16 protein-coding genes and 1 tRNA gene are annotated in these 15,695 nt (G+C 68.8%); 11 read left to right on the top strand and 6 right to left on the bottom strand.

Translation table 11 applies throughout. The features are described 5' to 3' along the window. Window positions 1–94 precede the first annotated feature (94 nt). From L0D17_RS11540 to L0D17_RS11500, 9 genes are all read left to right on the top strand, one after another. Window positions 95–1,489 carry a TldD/PmbA family protein gene (locus tag L0D17_RS11540; RefSeq protein ID WP_243095447.1) on the top strand — a complete coding sequence of 465 codons (1,395 nt, stop codon included), beginning with the start codon at window positions 95–97 and terminating at the stop codon, window positions 1,487–1,489. Then, a complete protein-coding gene (locus L0D17_RS11535; RefSeq protein WP_243095446.1) occupies window positions 1,486–2,799 on the top strand; it encodes a TldD/PmbA family protein in 1,314 nt (437 codons plus the stop codon). Before L0D17_RS11540 ends, L0D17_RS11535 begins: the two co-directional genes overlap by 4 nt. Then, on the top strand, window positions 2,796–3,734 hold the full coding sequence (locus L0D17_RS11530; RefSeq protein ID WP_243095445.1) for a 2-hydroxyacid dehydrogenase: 939 nt from the start codon (window positions 2,796–2,798) through the stop codon (window positions 3,732–3,734). The genes L0D17_RS11535 and L0D17_RS11530 overlap by 4 nt, the downstream gene beginning before the upstream one ends. 5 nt (window positions 3,735–3,739) lie before the next feature. Further along, window positions 3,740–4,486: a sulfite exporter TauE/SafE family protein gene (locus L0D17_RS11525; protein WP_243095444.1), complete on the top strand. Its 747-nt coding sequence runs from the start codon at window positions 3,740–3,742 to the stop codon at window positions 4,484–4,486. Between the two features lie 64 nt (window positions 4,487–4,550). Then, entirely contained in the window at window positions 4,551–4,880 is a 330-nt protein-coding gene (locus tag L0D17_RS11520) for an SPW repeat protein (RefSeq protein WP_039459237.1), read from the top strand. A 199-nt stretch (window positions 4,881–5,079) separates the two neighbouring features. Beyond that, window positions 5,080–5,625 carry a bifunctional pyr operon transcriptional regulator/uracil phosphoribosyltransferase PyrR gene (gene pyrR / locus L0D17_RS11515; protein WP_039459379.1) on the top strand — a complete coding sequence of 182 codons (546 nt, stop codon included), beginning with the start codon at window positions 5,080–5,082 and terminating at the stop codon, window positions 5,623–5,625. Further along, window positions 5,622–6,530, top strand: coding sequence for an aspartate carbamoyltransferase catalytic subunit (locus tag L0D17_RS11510; RefSeq protein ID WP_243095443.1), 909 nt, complete (start codon window positions 5,622–5,624; stop codon window positions 6,528–6,530). Before pyrR ends, L0D17_RS11510 begins: the two co-directional genes overlap by 4 nt. After that, entirely contained in the window at window positions 6,527–7,807 is a 1,281-nt protein-coding gene (locus L0D17_RS11505) for a dihydroorotase (protein WP_243095442.1), read from the top strand. The genes L0D17_RS11510 and L0D17_RS11505 overlap by 4 nt, the downstream gene beginning before the upstream one ends. A gap of 4 nt (window positions 7,808–7,811) precedes the next feature. After that, entirely contained in the window at window positions 7,812–8,291 is a 480-nt protein-coding gene (locus L0D17_RS11500) for a Uma2 family endonuclease (protein WP_039459230.1), read from the top strand. Here L0D17_RS11500 and L0D17_RS11495 read toward each other — a convergent pair. Next, complete coding sequence (locus tag L0D17_RS11495; RefSeq protein ID WP_243095450.1) at window positions 8,281–9,315, bottom strand: quinone-dependent dihydroorotate dehydrogenase; 1,035 nt, start codon at window positions 9,313–9,315, stop codon at window positions 8,281–8,283. The two genes, L0D17_RS11500 and L0D17_RS11495, sit on opposite strands and share 11 nt — an antisense overlap. A 37-nt stretch (window positions 9,316–9,352) precedes the next feature. Here L0D17_RS11495 and L0D17_RS11490 point away from each other — a divergent pair, with 37 nt between their 5' ends. Together L0D17_RS11490 and lon are read left to right on the top strand one after the other, a co-directional pair. Continuing rightward, complete coding sequence (locus L0D17_RS11490; RefSeq protein WP_243095449.1) at window positions 9,353–9,868, top strand: hypothetical protein; 516 nt, start codon at window positions 9,353–9,355, stop codon at window positions 9,866–9,868. A 61-nt stretch (window positions 9,869–9,929) separates the two neighbouring features. Further along, window positions 9,930–12,317 (top strand): endopeptidase La, encoded by a 2,388-nt coding sequence (gene lon, locus L0D17_RS11485; protein WP_243095441.1) that lies wholly within the window; start codon window positions 9,930–9,932, stop codon window positions 12,315–12,317. Here lon and L0D17_RS11480 read toward each other — a convergent pair. From L0D17_RS11480 to L0D17_RS11460, 5 genes are all read right to left on the bottom strand, one after another. Beyond that, window positions 12,314–12,871, bottom strand: coding sequence for a molybdenum cofactor guanylyltransferase (locus L0D17_RS11480; protein WP_243095440.1), 558 nt, complete (start codon window positions 12,869–12,871; stop codon window positions 12,314–12,316). The genes lon and L0D17_RS11480 overlap by 4 nt on opposite strands. A 9-nt stretch (window positions 12,872–12,880) precedes the next feature. Further along, window positions 12,881–13,756 (bottom strand): FAD-dependent oxidoreductase, encoded by an 876-nt coding sequence (locus L0D17_RS11475; protein ID WP_243095448.1) that lies wholly within the window; start codon window positions 13,754–13,756, stop codon window positions 12,881–12,883. Continuing rightward, a complete protein-coding gene (locus tag L0D17_RS11470) occupies window positions 13,753–14,085 on the bottom strand; it encodes a hypothetical protein (protein ID WP_243095439.1) in 333 nt (110 codons plus the stop codon). Before L0D17_RS11470 ends, L0D17_RS11475 begins: the two co-directional genes overlap by 4 nt. 9 nt (window positions 14,086–14,094) lie before the next feature. Then, window positions 14,095–15,417 (bottom strand): tRNA (N6-isopentenyl adenosine(37)-C2)-methylthiotransferase MiaB, encoded by a 1,323-nt coding sequence (miaB, locus tag L0D17_RS11465; protein ID WP_243095438.1) that lies wholly within the window; start codon window positions 15,415–15,417, stop codon window positions 14,095–14,097. 88 nt (window positions 15,418–15,505) lie between these two features. After that, a tRNA-Met gene (locus L0D17_RS11460) sits at window positions 15,506–15,582 on the bottom strand. Window positions 15,583–15,695 lie beyond the last annotated feature (113 nt).

Genomic DNA, 15,695 nt, shown 5'->3' with positions numbered 1-15,695 from the left:
AAATACGGGGGGAGGCGGTCCCCACAGAGTCTCAAATGTGTTGACCGACTACATCCCCTTGACCGGCCGGTCAGCCACACGGTAGAGTCTTGCCATGCTCCCAACCGAAGCGGTGGAGGCGGTGCTCCGGCGGGCCCTTCAGGCCGGGGCGGACTTCGCCGAGGTCTACGCCGAGCGCTCCTTAAAGCGGCGCATGCGGGCGCGCTCCAGCAGGCTAGAAGAGGCCATCTCCGGCCTGGACTACGGGGCGGGCATCCGGCTCTTCTTCGGCCCTCAGGTGGTCTACGCCTACACCAACCAACTCACCCGGGAAGGCCTCCTGGAGGCCCTGGAAACCCTCCTCCGGGCCCGGGGCGCCCTGGGACGGGTGGACGAGCGGGGCCAAGGAGGCCTGGACTTCCGCAAGCGCGCTCCCCAGGGCCTCCACGCCCCGAAGGTGCCCCTTTCCGCCAAGGACAAGCGCTACCGCCTGGAGCGCCTCCTGGAGGCGGAGGCGGGAGCCCGCATCGCCCCAGAGATCAAGGAGGTGGAGGCGAGCCTTTTGGAGTGGGAGCAGGAGGTCCTCATCGCCAACAGCGAGGGCACCTGGGCCGAGGAAAAGCGGGTCCGCACCCGGCTCCATGTCCTCGCGGTGGCCCAGGAGGGGGCCGAGGTGCAGACCGGGGTGAGCGCCCCGGGGAAGAGCGTGGGCCTAGAGCTCTTTGACCTCTACCCCCCCAAGGCGGTGGGGGAAAAGGCCGCCCGCCAGGCCCTCACCAACCTCCGGGCCAAGCCCGCCCCCGCGGGCACCTTTCCCGTGGTGGTGGGGAATGGCTTCGGGGGGGTCCTCTTCCACGAGGCGGTGGGCCACCTCCTGGAGACCACCAGCGTGGCCAAGGGGGCCAGTGTCCTGGCGCACAGGCTCGGGGAAAGGGTGGCGAGCCCCGCCGTCACCTACATAGACGACGGCACCCTGCCCCACGCCTGGGGCTCCAGCGAGGTGGACGACGAGGGCCGCCCCACGGAGCGCACGGTGCTCATAGAAAACGGGGTCCTGAAGGCCTACATGGTGGACCGGCTCGGCCACCTCCTCACCGGCTACCCCATGACGGGCTCGGGCCGCCGCCAGGACTACACCTTCGCCCCCACCTCCCGCATGCGCAACACCTTCCTCGCCCCTGGGGAGCAGGAGGTGGAAGACCTCTTCGCGGGCATCTCCTTCGGCCTCTACGCCAAGGAGATGGGGGGCGGGCAGGTGAAGCCGGGGTCGGGGGAGTACAACTTCGCCGTGCAGGAAGGGTACATCATCCGCCACGGGCGCATAGAGGAGGCGGTGCGGGGGGCAATGCTGGTGGGCAAGGGGCCGGAAACCCTCAAGCGGGTGGTGGCGGTGGCCAAGGACCTGGAAAACGCCCCCGGGATGTGCGGCAGCCTTTCCGGCTCCGTGCCGGTGGAGGTGGGCCAGCCCCACGTCCTGGTGGACGAGATCGTGGTGGGAGGCCGGGCATGACCCTGGAAGAGGCCAAGCGGTACGTGCTATTGCGGGCGAAGGAGATGGGCCTCGAGGCGGAACTCCTCTTCCTGGAGGACAGGGAGCTTTCCCTAAGGGCCCGGGAAGGCGCCTTGGAGGAGATCAAGGAGGCGAGGCAGGGGGGCTTGGGCCTCCGGGTGGCGCTGGGGGGAAAGGTGGGCTACGCCTACACGGAGGACCTGCGGCCCGAGGCCCTGGACTGGGCCCTGGCGGAGGCCCGGGAAAACGCCCTCCTCACAGGGCGGGAAGGAAGCCTCCCCCCTGGGAAGCCCCTGGGGAGCCAAGACCTTCTGGGCGAAGGGCTTTCCGCCCCCCTGGAGGCCAAAACGGAGGCCGCCTTGGCCCTGGACGCCGCCCTCCGCCAAGACCCCCGCACCAAGGCCCTCCTCTTCGCCGCCTACAGCGAGCGGGAGCGCCGCCTGAGCCTCGCCAGCACCCTGGGGGCGGAGGGAAGCTACCGCACGGGCCTCGCCGCCCTCATGGGGAGCTTCGTCCTGGCGGAGGGGGATAGCCGCAAACAGGGGTGGGACCTCGCCCCGAGCAAGGAGTTCCACGCCCTGGACCCCGGGCGCACCGCCCTGGACTTCCTTGAAAAGACCGCCCGCCTCCTCCAAGCCAGGCCCTTAAGGACGGGCCGCTACCGGGCCTACCTGGAGCCCAGGGCCATGGCAGGCCTCCTCGCCGTTTTGGCCGAGGCCCTTTCCGGCAAGAACGCCCTGGAGGGGAAAAGCCGCCTCCTCGGTCGCCTGGGGGAAAGGATCGCAAGCCCCCTCGTCACCCTCCTGGACGACCCCACCCTGCCCCAAGGCCTCGCCTCCCGCCCCTTTGACGCCGAGGGGACCCCGGCAAGGCCGGTGGCCCTCATTGAGGCGGGGGTCTTCCGCACCTTCCTCCACAACACGGAAACGGCAAGGGCCCTGGGCCAGGCCAACACCGGCCACGCCCATAGGGGCTACCGCTCCACCCTGGACGTGGCCCCGAGCAACCTCTACCTGAAGCCCTTGGGGAACCTCGCCCTTCGGGAGGGCGTCCTCATAGCGGAGTTCATGGGCCTCCACGCCGGGGCCAACCCCATCACCCTGGACTTCTCCCTCCAGGCCCTGGGGCTTTGGGTGGAGGAGGGCAAGGCCCAGTACCCCCTGGAGAACTTCGCCGTGAGCGGAAACCTCCTGGAACTCTTGCAAGGGGTGGAGGGCCTGGGGGCGGAGCTGGGGTGGCACCCCATGGGCCCAAGCGCCCTCGGCAGCCCCCTGGTGGCGGTGGCCGAGCTCTCCTTCGCCGGGGCATGAGGGTCTACGTCACCCGCACCCTGCCGGGGCAGGCCCTGGAGCGCCTAAAGGCGAAGGGCCTGGAGGTGGAGGTCCACGAGGGGCTTTTCCTCCCCCGGGAGGAGCTCTTGAGGAAGGTGGAGGGCGTCCACGGCCTCATCCCCATCGTGGAGGACCGCATAGACGCCGAGGTCATGGACCGGGCGGGGAAAAGCCTCAAGGTCATCGCCTGCTACAGCGTGGGGGTGGACCACGTGGACCTGGAGGCGGCCCAGCTTAGGGGCATCCGGGTGACCCACACGCCCGACGTCCTCACCGAGGCCACCGCCGACCTCGCCCTGGCCCTCCTCCTCGCTGTGGCGAGGCGGGTGGTGGAGGGGGTGGACCACGCCCGAGGCGGGCACTGGCGGGCCTGGCACCCCGAGCTCCTCTTGGGCCCGGACCTCCAGGGCCTCACCCTGGGCCTCGTGGGCATGGGCCGCATCGCCCAGGCGGTGGCCAAGAGGGCCTTGGCCTTCGGGATGCGGGTGGTCTACACGAGCCGCACCCCCAAGCCCCTCCCCTACCCCTTCCTTCCCCTTGAAGACCTCCTCGCCACCGCAGACATCGTCTCCCTCCACGCCCCCCTCACCCCGGAGACCCACCGCCTCCTGACCCGGGAGAGGCTTTTCGCCATGAAGCCTGGGGCCATCCTCGTCAACACCGCCCGGGGCGCCCTGGTGGACACCGAGGCCCTGGTGGAGGCCCTAAAGGGCCACCTCCTCGGGGCGGGCCTGGACGTCACCGACCCCGAGCCCCTGCCTCCGGGCCACCCCCTCTACGCCCTGCCCAACGCCGTCATCACCCCCCACATCGGCTCGGCGGGCAGGCGCACCCGGGAACGCATGGCCGAGGTGGCGGTGGAAAACCTGCTCGCCGTCCTGGAGGGGCGCGAGCCCCCAAACCCGGTAGTATGAGCCCCATGAGCCTCCTCATCGGTTTTCTGGGCGGGGCGTTTGGGGGCTTGGTGGGCCTTGGGGGAGGAACCGTGATGATTCCCCTCATGGTGGGCGTCCTCGGGCTTTCCCAGCACAAGGCCCACGGCACGAGCCTGGTGGCCGTCTTCTTCACCGGCTTGGTGGGCGCCCTCACCTACGGCCTCCAAGGCTCCTTGGACCCCAAGGCGGCCTTCTTCCTGGCCCTCACCGCCATCCTCACCGCCCGCTTGGGCGCCCGCTACGCCCACGGCCTCCCCGAAAGGGAGCTCAAGCGGGCCTTCGGCTGGTTCCTCATGGCCGTAAGCCTCCTTCTTCTCCTGAGGCCCCACCTGGCCCCCATGGGCCTGGTGCAGGGCGAGCTCTTGGAGGACCTAACCCTCCTCCTGGCGGGGGCCTTCACCGGCTTCCTTTCCGGGATGATGGGGGTGGGCGGGGGGACCATCATGGTCCCCGCCATGGTCCTCCTCCTGGGCATGCCCCAGCACACCGCCCAGGGGACGAGCCTCCTCGCCATGGTGCCCGCGAGCCTGGTGGGCGCCTACACCCACCTGCGCCTGGGCAACGTGGACAGGGCCCTCGCCTTGGGCTTGGTGCCCGGGGTGCTGGCGGGCACCTTCTTCGGGGGGGAGCTCGCCCACTTCCTGCCCGAAGGGGCCTTACGGCTGGTCTTCGCCGCCGTCCTCCTCTGGACGGGGTGGCGGTACGTCCGTCCCTCCGGGGGAAAAAGGTGACTTTTGGCACTATTCCTCGCGCTCAAACCCTTTCACAATAAAGGGTGAAAGGAGGTGGGCAACCATGACGCGCTGGCAGGACTGGGCCAATCTCGTCCTGGGCGTATGGCTCATCCTCTCCCCGTGGCTACTCGGCTTTAGCGGCACCCCCGCGGCCATGTGGAACGCCCTGGTCGTGGGGGTGGTGGTGGGGCTGATGGCCCTCTTGCACCTTCGGGGTGGCCCCCTGTGGGAGGAGTGGCTGAACGTCCTTTTGGGCGTTTGGCTCATCCTCTCTCCCTGGATCCTGGGGTTTAGCGGGGTGGCGAACGCCCTGTGGAACGCCGTCATCGTGGGCCTTTTGGTGGGCGCCTTGGCCCTGAGCGTCACCCGGGAAAAGCCCAAGGCGGCTTAAGGCCCACCCAAAGCCCCGCCCAGGGCTTCCTGGGCGGGTTTCGCTTGCGCCAAAGGGCCCCGAGGTGTAAGGTGGGGGTGGCCTTTAAACCGGTCCCGCGAGGCCGGAAAGGGGGAAAATGTGAACGGACAAACGAGGACACGGCCAACAGGAGGGAGCGCGGGGGGTTTTGCCCCCGCTTTTTTTGTGGGGGTGGGCCGTGCGCTTTAAGGCGGAGCTGATGAACGCCGAGGAGATGCGCCGGGCCCTCCACCGCATCGCCCACGAAATCGTGGAGGCCAATAAGGGGGTGGAGGGCCTGGCCCTCATCGGCATCCACACCCGGGGCATCCCCTTGGCCGAGCGCATCGCCCGGTACCTCAGGGAGTTTGAGGGGAAGGAGGTGCCCGTGGGCACCCTGGACATCACCCTCTACCGGGACGACCTCACGGAAATCGGGGTGCGGCCCAAGGTGCGGGAAACCCGCATTCCCTTTGACCTCACGGGCAAGGCGGTGGTCCTGGTGGACGACGTCCTCTACACCGGCCGCACCGCCCGCGCCGCCCTGGACGCCCTCATGGACCTGGGCCGCCCCAAGCGGATCTACCTGGCCGTTCTGGTGGACCGGGGCCACCGGGAACTCCCCATCCGGGCGGATTTCGTGGGCAAAAACGTCCCCACCGCCAAAAGCGAGGTGGTGAAGGTGAAGGTCCTCGAGGTGGACGGGGAGGACCGGGTGGAGCTATGGGAAAAGGAGGAGGCATGAAGCACCTCCTGGACTTCCAAGGCTGGAGCCGGGCCCAGGTGGAAAGCCTTCTGGACACCGCCAAGGTGATGCGGGAGGTGTTGGAGCGCCCCGTGAAGAAGGTGCCCGCCCTCCAGGGCTTCACCGTGGCCACGGTCTTCTTTGAGCCCTCCACCCGCACCCGCACCTCCTTTGAGCTTGCGGCCCGGCGGATGTCGGCCGATGTGGTTTCCTTCACCGCCGCCACCTCTAGCCTGCAGAAGGGGGAAAGCTACAAGGACACCCTCCTCACCCTCGAGGCCATGGGCATTGATGCCTACGTGATCCGCGCCGACGCCGCCGGGGTGCCCCACCAGGCCACCCGTTGGGTGAAAGGCGCCATCATCAACGGCGGGGACGGGCGCCGGGCCCACCCCACCCAGGCCCTTTTGGACGCCTACACCCTCCTGGAGGCCTTGGGGAGCCTGGAGGGGAAGAAGATCGCCATCGTGGGGGACATCCTTCACTCCCGGGTGGCCCGCTCCAACGCCGAGCTCCTTTCCCTCCTAGGGGCGGAGGTGTGGTGCGCCGGGCCCCCAAGCCTCCTGCCCCAGGCCCTGCCCGGGGCGCGGCTCACCCCAAGCCTCGAGGAAGCCCTGGGGGAGGCGGACGCCGTGATGGTGCTTCGGTTACAGAAAGAGCGCATGGAAACGGGCCTCGTTCACCTAGAGGAGTACATCGCCCGCTACCAGGTGACGGAAAGGAGGCTCGGCCTGGCGAAGCCCCAAGCCCCCCTCCTCCACCCGGGCCCCATGAACCGGGACGTGGAGCTGGAGGGCACCTTGGCGGATTCAGAGAGGAGCCTGGTGAACCGGCAGGTGCAAAACGGCGTGGCCGTGCGCATGGCGGTGCTCTACCACCTCCTGGTGGGAAGGGAGGAAGCGTGATCCTCATCAAGAACGTGCGCCTGGTGGACGCCCTCGGAGAGCGGGGCCCCACGGACGTCCTCCTCGGGGAAGGGCGGATCCTCTCCCTGGAAGGGGGAGATGCCCACAAGGTGGTGGACGGGACGGGGTGCTTCCTCGCCCCCGGCTTCCTGGACCTCCACGCCCACCTGAGGGAGCCCGGGGAGGAGGTGAAGGAGGACCTGGCTTCGGGCCTCTGGGCGGCGGTGAGGGGCGGGTACACCGACGTGGTGAGCATGCCCAACACCAAGCCCCCCGTGGACACCCCCGAGGCGGTGCGGGCCCTTCGGGAAAAGGCAATAGCCCTGGGCCTCGCCCGGCTCCACCCCGCCGCCGCCCTAACCCTGGGGCAAGAGGGGAAGCACCTGGCCCCGGCGGGGCTTCTTCAGGAGGCGGGGGCTGCCCTCCTCACGGACGACGGCCGCACCAACGAGGACGCCGGCGTCCTGGCCCTAGGGCTCCTGCAGGCCGCCCCCCTAGGCCTTCCCGTGGCGGTGCACGCGGAGGACGCCTCCTTGCGCCGGGGCGGGGTGATGAACGACGGGATGCTGGCCGACCGCCTGGGCCTTCCCGGAAACCCCCCCGAGGCGGAGGCGGCCCGGATCGCCCGGGACCTGGAGGTCCTCCGCTACGCCCTCAGGCGGGGCCAGGCCAAGCCCCACCTCCACGTGCAACACCTTTCCACCAAGCGGGGGCTGGAGCTCATCCGGGAGGCCAAGCGGCAGGGCCTCCCCGTGACGGCGGAGGCCACCCCCCACCACCTCACCCTCACCGAGGAAGCGCTAAGGGACTTTGACCCCCTCTTCAAGGTGGCCCCGCCCCTCCGGACAAAAGAGGACCAGGAGGCCCTCCTGGAAGGGCTTTTGGACGGCACCCTGGACGCCATCGCCACGGACCACGCCCCCCACACCCAGGCGGAGAAGGAGATGGACCTCCTCCGGGCTCCCTTCGGCATCCCCAGCCTCGAGGTGGCCTTCCCCCTCCTCTACACCGAGCTCCACCTCAAGCGGGGCTTCCCCCTCCCCCGGCTGGTGGCGCTCTTCACCGATGGCCCGAGACGGGTCCTGGGCCTAAAGCCCCTCCACCTGGAGGTGGGGGCGGAGGCGAGCCTGGTCCTCCTTTCCCCCAAGGAAAGGCCCGTGGACCCCAGGGCCTTCGCCTCCAAGGCCCGCTTCTCCCCCTGGGCGGGGTGGGTCCTCGGGGGGTGGCCCGTCCTCACCCTGGTGGAAGGCCGGGTGGTCCACGAGGCGCTAGAATAGGGGTGTGCTGAAGAAGCTCCTGGAAGCGGACGAGATCGGCCTCCGGCTGGAATGGGTGGGGGGGCTTCCCCTTTGGGAAGCCCACCCCACCTACCGCCACCAAAAGGCCGTGGACCGCATCCGCCAAAGCATTCGCCCCACGGAAGGCTCCTCTTGTCCCTGCATCCACGTGGCCGATGTGTACGTGCGCTTCCCCGATGGCTCCTACAAAAGGCCAGACATCGCCCTCTTCTGCCGCGAACCCGAGGAGCTGGACGAGGCCATCACCCTCCTCCCCGAAGCGGTGGTGGAGGTGGTGAGCCGGGGCTACGAGGCCAAGGACCTGGAGATCGCCCCGCGCTTCTACCTCTCCCAAGGGGTCAAGGACGTGGTGGTCTTTGACCCCTCCACCCTCCTCGTGCTCCACCTGCGCCAAGACGGGGCCTTCCGCTACGTTTCCCCGGTGGAGCTGGAACTGCGCTGCGGCTGCCGCCTCACCGTCTGAGGTCCCGCAAGAGAGCCACCCCCTCCGCCGCCATGAGGGCGAGGAGGCCCTTCAGAAGACGCCTCGGGAAAAGGGGACCCCCGTAGACGAAGCCGGTGTAGACCTGGACCAGGCTCGCCCCCGCCTTGAGCCGCTCCCAGAGGTCCTCTGGGGTCTCCACCCCGCCCACGCTCACCAGGGTGAGGCCCGGCACCTGGGCCAGGTGCCGCAGGACCTCGAGGGCCCTCCGCTTCAAGGGCCTGCCCGAAAGCCCCCCCGCCTCGCGGGCCAAGGGGCTCTTTAGCCCCTCGCGGCTTAGGGTGGTGTTCACCGCCACCAGGCCCTCGAGGCGGTGCTTCAGGGCCAAGGCCGCCACCTGGTCCAAGGCTTCCAAGGGGAGGTCCGGGGCCACCTTGAGGAGAAGCGGCTTTCCCGTGGTGGGCCGCAGGCGAAAGAGGAGCTCGTCCAGAAAAGGACCTTCCTGCAGGGTGCGCAGGCCCGGCGTGTTGGGGGAGCTCACGTTGAGGACGAAGTAGTCGCCGTGGGGCTCCAGGAGGCGAAGCGCCTCCAGGTAGTCCTCCGCCGCCTTTTCCAAGGGGGTCTCCCGGTTCTTCCCCAGGTTCACCCCCACGGGGAGGGGAAGCCCCCGGGCCCGGAAGGCGGCGAGGCGTTGGGCCGCCTCGAGGGCCCCCCGGTTGTTGAACCCCATGCGGTTGATGAGGGCGCCGTCCTCGGGCAGGCGGAAGAGCCTCGGCCTGGGGTTTCCCTCCTGGGGCCTTGGGGTGAGGGTCCCCACCTCGGCGAAGCCAAAGCCCAAGGCCCACCAAGCCCCCAGGGCCCGGGCGTCCTTGTCCATGCCCGCCGCCAGGCCCAAGGGGTTCGGGAAGGTGAGGCCCAAAGCTTCCACCCTAAGCCTAGGGTCCTCCACCCTAAGGAGCCTTCCCGGCACCTCCAAAAGGGGCCCCCTTCCCGACCATAAGGCGAGGGCCTTCAGGGCGAGCTCGTGGGCGGCTTCCGGGTCCAGGGCGAAGAGGAGGCGGTGCATCTTTTCCATTTTCCGGTAGAATGGCCCCGTGCGGAAGATGCGCTTTTCCCTCCTGGCGCTCACCAGCCTCCTCGCCGCCTGCACCTTCAGCCTCACCCTTCCCCTTCCCGACCAAACCCTAAACGTGCCCGCGGTGATGGACACCCAAGGGCACGTCCTCTACCCCAAAGACCCCCTCGCCTTCCCCCCGCCCGGGGAGGTGGTGAAGGCGGTCCGGGTGGAGGGAACCTTGGAAGCCAGCGAACCCCTAACCCTCACCCTTGAACTTTATGCCCGCCTCAAAGACCCCGCCGATGACCCTTCCTGCCTGGCCCTGAGCGACTTCACCACCACCTACGCCTACGCCTGCTCCATCGGCCCGGACGACGCCAAGGTGGGCGAGGCCCGCTTCACCCTGAGCCAAAGCGCCCCCTTGCAGCTTTCGGGGACTAAACTCACCCAAGGCGTGCAACAGGGCAAGTTCTGGCTCGGGGCCCTGGGGCAGGGCCTTCCCGCGGGGGGGCTCACCCTCACCTTCAAAAACCTAAAGGCCACCCTGACCGTGGGTCCATGATCGGCCCGCATTGTGCCCCCGGCCGGCAACCCGGGCGCGAAGGCGGCTATGATGGAGATAGATGAAGGACGTCTTGCGCCTGGAACTTCCCGTTCTCCCCTTGCGGAACACCGTGATCCTCCCCCACACCACCACCGGGGTGGACGTGGGCCGACCCAAGAGCAAAAAGGCGGTGGAGGAGGCCCTGGCCGCCGACCGCCTCATCTTCCTGGTGGCCCAGAAGGACCCGGAGGTGGACGACCCCACCCCCGAGGACCTCTACGGGGTGGGCACCTTGGCGGTGGTCAAGCAGGCCATGCGCCTCCCCGACGGCACCCTGCAGGTGATGGTGGAGGCCAGGAACCGGGTGCGCCTCCAGGGCTTCGTGGCCGCACCCTACCTGCGGGCCTTGGGCGAGGTGCTCCCCGAACCCCCCTTGGCGGACGCCGGCCTGGCCCGGGTCCTGGTGAGCGAGGTGCAGGAGGCCTTTGAGCGCTACCTGCAAAACCACAAGACCCTGCGCCTGGACCGCTACCAGCAAGAGGCCATCAAGAGCACCCTGGACCCCGCCGTCCTGGCGGACCTGGTGGCCCACCACGCCACCTGGGCCCTGCAGGAAAAGCAGGACCTCCTGGAAACCCCGGAGGTGGAGGAGCGCTTGAAGAAGGTCCTGGCCCTCCTCCTCCGCGACCTGGAGCGCTTTGAGCTGGACAAGAAGATCGCCGCCCGGGTCAAGGAGCAGATGGACCAGAACCAGCGGGAGTACTACCTCCGGGAGCAGATGAAGGCCATCCAGAAGGAGCTCGGGGGCGGGGAGGACTTCCTCACGGAGATTGAGGAACTCAGGGAGCGCATTGAGCAAAAGGGCATGCCCGAGCCCGTCAAGGAGAAGGCCCTAAAGGAGCTCAAGCGCCTGGAGAGGATGCAACCCGGCTCCCCCGAGGCCACGGTGAGCCGCACCTACCTGGACTGGCTCCTGGACGTCCCCTGGACCGAAGCGGACCCCGAGGTCCTGGACATCTCCGTGACCAAGCGGGTCCTGGACGAGGACCACTACGGCCTGAAGGACGTCAAAGAGCGCATCCTGGAGTACCTGGCGGTGCGCCAACTCACCCAGGGCCAGGAGGTGCGGGGCCACGCCCCCATCCTCTGCTTCGTGGGGCCGCCCGGGGTGGGCAAGACCTCCTTGGGCAAGAGCATCGCCCGGAGCATGAACCGCAAGTTCCACCGCATCTCCTTGGGCGGGGTGCGGGACGAGGCGGAGATCCGGGGCCACCGCCGCACCTACATCGGGGCGCTCCCCGGGAAGATCATCCAAGGGATGAAGCAGGTGGGGGTGGTGAACCCCGTCTTCCTCCTGGACGAGATTGACAAGCTCTCCTCCGACTGGCGGGGGGACCCGGCCTCGGCCCTTCTGGAGGTCTTGGACCCGGAGCAGAACCACACCTTCACCGACCACTACCTGGACGTGCCCTACGACCTCTCCAAGGTCTTCTTCATCACCACCGCCAACACCCTCGCCACCATCCCCAGGCCCCTCTTGGACCGGATGGAGGTCATAGAGATCCCTGGGTACACCCTGCCGGAAAAGCGGGCCATCGCCCGGCATTTCCGCTGGCCCTTCCAGGTGAAGGAGGCGGGGCTTGAAGGGAAGCTGGAGATCACCGACGCCGCCATTGACCGCATCGTGCAGGAGTACACCCGGGAGGCGGGGGTGCGCAACCTGGACCGGGAGCTTTCCAAGGTGGCCCGCAAGGCGGCCAAGGACTACCTGGAGGCCCCCTGGGAAGGGGTGCGGGTGGTGGAGGCGAAGGACCTCGAGGCCTACCTGGGCGTGCCCAAGTACCGCCCCGACCGGGCGGAAAAGGCCCCCCAGGTGGGGGCGGCCCAGGGCCTGGCCTGGACCCCTTATGGGGGCGCCCTCCTCACCATTGAGGCGGTGGCGGTGCCGGGCACGGGGAAGGTGAACCTCACGGGGAACCTGGGCGAGGTGATGAAGGAGTCGGCCCACGCCGCCCTCACCTACCTCCGGGCCCACCGGGAGGAGTGGGGGCTCCCCGAGGGCTTCCACAAGGACTTTGACCTGCACGTCCACGTGCCCGAGGGGGCCACGCCCAAGGACGGCCCCTCCGCCGGCATCACCATGGCCACCGCCTTGGCCAGCGCCCTCACCGGCCGCCCCGTGCGCATGGACATCGCCATGACCGGAGAGATCACCCTAAGGGGCAAGGTCCTCCCCATCGGCGGGGTGAAGGAAAAACTCCTCGCCGCCCACCAGGCGGGGATCCACAAGGTGATCCTCCCCAAGGAGAACGAAGCGGAGCTCAAGGAGGTGCCGGAGGAGGTCCTCAAGGACCTGGAGATCACCTTCGTGGAGGAGGTGGGGGAGGTCCTGCGCCTCCTCCTCCTGCCCCCTCCGCCCCCGCCCGTGGCCGCCGGGGAGCGGCCCCAGCCCGGGGCGGGGGCCTAGGGTAACTCCTCCTTGCGGTTGGCGTTGAGGAACACCCTGGGGCCAAACCGCTCCACCACCTCCCCCGCCGCCACCCGGGTAGCCCCCAAAACCTCCATCACCCGGCGCAGGAGGAAATCCCCCTCCCGGATCTGCCGCTCCACCTGGGGCAGGCAGTCCTTGTGGTAAAAGGCCATGAGGGGTTCCAGATGGCCCTCCGGGCTCACCGCCACCACCACGGGGTAGGGGGAGGCTTGGGTCTTCTCAAACAGGAAGTCCCAATAGGCCCGGGAGAGAAAGGGCAGGTCGCAGGCGGCCACCGCCACCCATGGGTGTTGGGCGCGCGCCAAGGCGGTGTGTAGGCCGGAGAGGCTATCCGCCCCCGGAAGGAGGTCGGGGTAAACGGGCACCCCGAAGCCCTCGTAGGGGCGGCCCGCCACGATGAAGCGCTCCGCCGCCCCCTCGAGGCTCTCCAAAACCCAGGCCAAAAGGGGCTTACCCCGGTAAGGGTACAGCGCCTTATCCTCCCCGAAGCGCCGAGACCTTCCCCCCGCCAGGACCGCGCCGCTATACACCATCCCAGTCTAGAGCTTTTCCGCTAGCCGCGCCCCCAAAAGGGGGGCGTACAGGAATCCGGTGGAGCCCAGGCCCGTGAGGGCGTACCCCCCCTCCACGGAAAAGAGGTAGGGGAAGCCCCCCAGGCGGAAGCGCACCCCTCGCCAGGCGGCGGCCAACTGGGGCCGGTAGCCCACCAAAGCCTCCGCCCCCGAAAGAAGCCACTCCACCTCCCCTTCCGTGGGGGGCGGAGGGTCAGGGCCTTCCCCTTGGGGCAGGTAGCTCCCCCCGAGGGCGCTTCCCGCCAGGTACACCCGGTAACTCAAGGCCCGGGGGAAGTAGTCCAAGAGGGTAAGGACAAGTCCGGGGATGTGCCGACCCAAGAGGCCCAAAAGGTGCGCCCCCCGCCCGCCCCCGGCGTAGACCAAAACCTCCCCCCGCACCCGCTCGCCTCCTTCCAGCCAGAGGTAGGGGGGTTCCCAGGCCACCACCCTGCGGCGCAGGAGGGGAAGCCCCTCCGCAAGCCGCGCCAAGAGGGGCCTCGGCTCCAGCCAAAAGGCCTCCTCCAGGACCACGCCCCCTCCCTCCCAGCGGTGCCTTAGCCCCCCAAGCCGCTTCGCCACCTTATCCCGCTCCCCCTCGGGCACGGGGCGGTAGACGCCAAGGTGCAAGGGGGCGTGGCGGCCATAGAAGGCGAGGGCGGCCTCCAACGCCTTTTCTCCCTCCTCGGCCAGGGTGAAGCGCCGCCCCCTTAAGGGGTTCACCAGGGCCACGGGCGGGCGGCTCGCCTCCCCCAGGCCTTCCGCCACCACCAAAACGGACCGCCCCCGCTCCCAAAGCAGGCGGGCCAGGGTGAGCCCCGCCACCCCGGCCCCCAGGACCACCACCTCGGCTTCCCGCATCAGAAGCGGTAGCCTTCCCCCTCCTTGCGGCAAAGCCCTCGGGCGGCCAGGCCCTCCAAAAGCGCCCTCGCCTGCCCCTCCTCCATGTAGGCCAAGAGGTCTTGGGGGCGCAAAAATCCCCCCCGTCGCCAGGCCTCCTTCATGGCAAGCCGCTCCCAGGCCGCTCGGGAAGGCCCTTGGCGAAGCACCAAGCCCTGCCAGCGGGCCACCCCCAGGTAGGCCAAAACCCCGAGGCCCAGGGCCAGGAGAAGGCCCCAGGCGGCAAAGCGCAAGCCCGCCCAAAGGAGGAGGAAAAGGGCGATGGCGGCGCTTAGGGGCAGGACCGGGGCCACGCCGCCTCCTTAGGCCACGGGCAGGGGGATGGGCGCGGGCTCCCGGGCCCCCACCACCTCGCCGAAGAGGAGGTGGGGCGTGGCCTGCTTGATCTCCACTTGGTACAGCCCGGGGGTGGGGGCCTGGGCCGCAGGGATCAGGACCGGGTGGTTCCCCCGGTCGTGCCCTTGAACGAAGCCCTCCTCCTTGGCCTCGCCCCGCACCAGGACCTCCACGGTCTTCCCCACCCATTCCAGGTTACGGCGGTAGCTCCACTCCTTTTGCTTTTCAATGAGCCGCTGTAGCCTTTCCACCTTCACCTCCCGGGGCAAGTCCTGGAAGTGCTTGTAGGCGGGGGTGCCGGGGCGGGGGGAGTAGATGAACATATAGGCCTGGTCGTAGCCCACCTCGTCGTAGAGGGAGAGGGTTTCTTGGAAGTCCTCCTCGGTTTCCCCAGGGAACCCCACGATGATGTCCGTGGAGAGCACGGCGTCGGGCAGGACCTCCCGGATGCGCCGGATCCGCTCCAGGTAGTGGGCCCGGCGGTACTCCCGGGCCATGCGCCGCAGCACCCGGTCGGAGCCCGACTGCACGGGGAGGTGGATGTAACGGCAGATGCTGGGGGTTTCGGCGATGGCCTCGAGGATGTCGTCCGTGAAGTTCACGGGGTGGCTGGTGAGGAAGCGCACCCGGGGGATGCCCATCCGCCCCACCATGCGCAAAAGCTCGGCGAAGCTGGGGTAGCCCGGCTGGTCCTTGCCGTAGGAGTTCACGTTCTGGCCCAGGAGGGTGATCTCCACTACCCCCGCCTGCCTTAGGAGCTCAATCTCCCTCAGGATCAGGTCGGGGTGGCGGGAAACCTCGGGGCCCCGGGTGGTGGGCACGATGCAGTAGGTGCAGTGGTGGTTGCACCCCCGGATGATGCTCACATGGGCGGAAAGGGCCCCCTTGGGGGGTGGGGGGATGTAGTCCAGGAGGTCGTCCCGGAAGGTGAGGTCATAGAAGCGCTCGTTTTGCTTCAGGGCCTCGGGCAAGGAGGTGAGGGCCCCCGGGCCCAAGAGGATGTCCACCCCGAACTTCTTGGCCATCTGCTGGCCCTCGTCCAGCTGAGCCAAGCAGCCCATCATGCCGATGAGGAGGCCCCGCCTTTCCTTCTCCTTGCGGAGCTGGCCCAAAAGGGAGCGCACCTTCTCCACGGGCTTGCCCCGCACGGCGCAGGTGTTCAGCAAGACCAAGTCCGCCTCCTCCACCGTGTCCACCAGCTCCCACCCCAGGCTCACCAGCTCGCTGGCCACCAGGTGGGAGTCGTACTCGTTCATCTGACATCCGTAGGTGATGATGTGCGCGCGCATACGCCTCCTAGGGCTCCCGGGGGGATCCCGGACCCTGCGCTCCCCAGTGTAGCAAAAGGCCCGCCTTAGGGCGGGCCTCGTCCGGCGCTGGTGGCGGCGGTGGGACTCGAACCCACGACACCACGATTATGAGTCGTGTGCTCTGACCACCTGAGCTACGCCGCCAGGGGCGCCAGGCACCCCCCATCTTAGAGGAGGCCACCCAGGCGGTCAAGCTTATGTGCAGGGCTTTACCCAAAACTCCTTCCTCGCCCTCCCTTAGCCTGCTTCAAGAGTTC

This window comes from Thermus thalpophilus, assembly GCF_022760915.1.
GTDB classification, from domain to species: domain Bacteria; phylum Deinococcota; class Deinococci; order Deinococcales; family Thermaceae; genus Thermus; species Thermus thalpophilus.
This window is presented reverse-complemented; position numbering and strand designations above follow the sequence as displayed.

Coding starts and splice junctions, on each gene's coding strand:
- L0D17_RS11525 (WP_243095444.1), top strand. CDS start 3,740: ATGAGCCTCCTCATCGGTTTTCTGGGCGGGGCGTTTGGGGGCTTGGTG.
- L0D17_RS11530 (WP_243095445.1), top strand. CDS start 2,796: ATGAGGGTCTACGTCACCCGCACCCTGCCGGGGCAGGCCCTGGAGCGC.
- lon (WP_243095441.1), top strand. CDS start 9,930: ATGAAGGACGTCTTGCGCCTGGAACTTCCCGTTCTCCCCTTGCGGAAC.
- L0D17_RS11495 (WP_243095450.1), bottom strand. CDS start 9,315: ATGCACCGCCTCCTCTTCGCCCTGGACCCGGAAGCCGCCCACGAGCTC.
- L0D17_RS11535 (WP_243095446.1), top strand. CDS start 1,486: ATGACCCTGGAAGAGGCCAAGCGGTACGTGCTATTGCGGGCGAAGGAG.
- L0D17_RS11510 (WP_243095443.1), top strand. CDS start 5,622: ATGAAGCACCTCCTGGACTTCCAAGGCTGGAGCCGGGCCCAGGTGGAA.
- L0D17_RS11490 (WP_243095449.1), top strand. CDS start 9,353: ATGCGCTTTTCCCTCCTGGCGCTCACCAGCCTCCTCGCCGCCTGCACC.
- L0D17_RS11520 (WP_039459237.1), top strand. CDS start 4,551: ATGACGCGCTGGCAGGACTGGGCCAATCTCGTCCTGGGCGTATGGCTC.
- miaB (WP_243095438.1), bottom strand. CDS start 15,417: ATGCGCGCGCACATCATCACCTACGGATGTCAGATGAACGAGTACGAC.
- L0D17_RS11540 (WP_243095447.1), top strand. CDS start 95: ATGCTCCCAACCGAAGCGGTGGAGGCGGTGCTCCGGCGGGCCCTTCAG.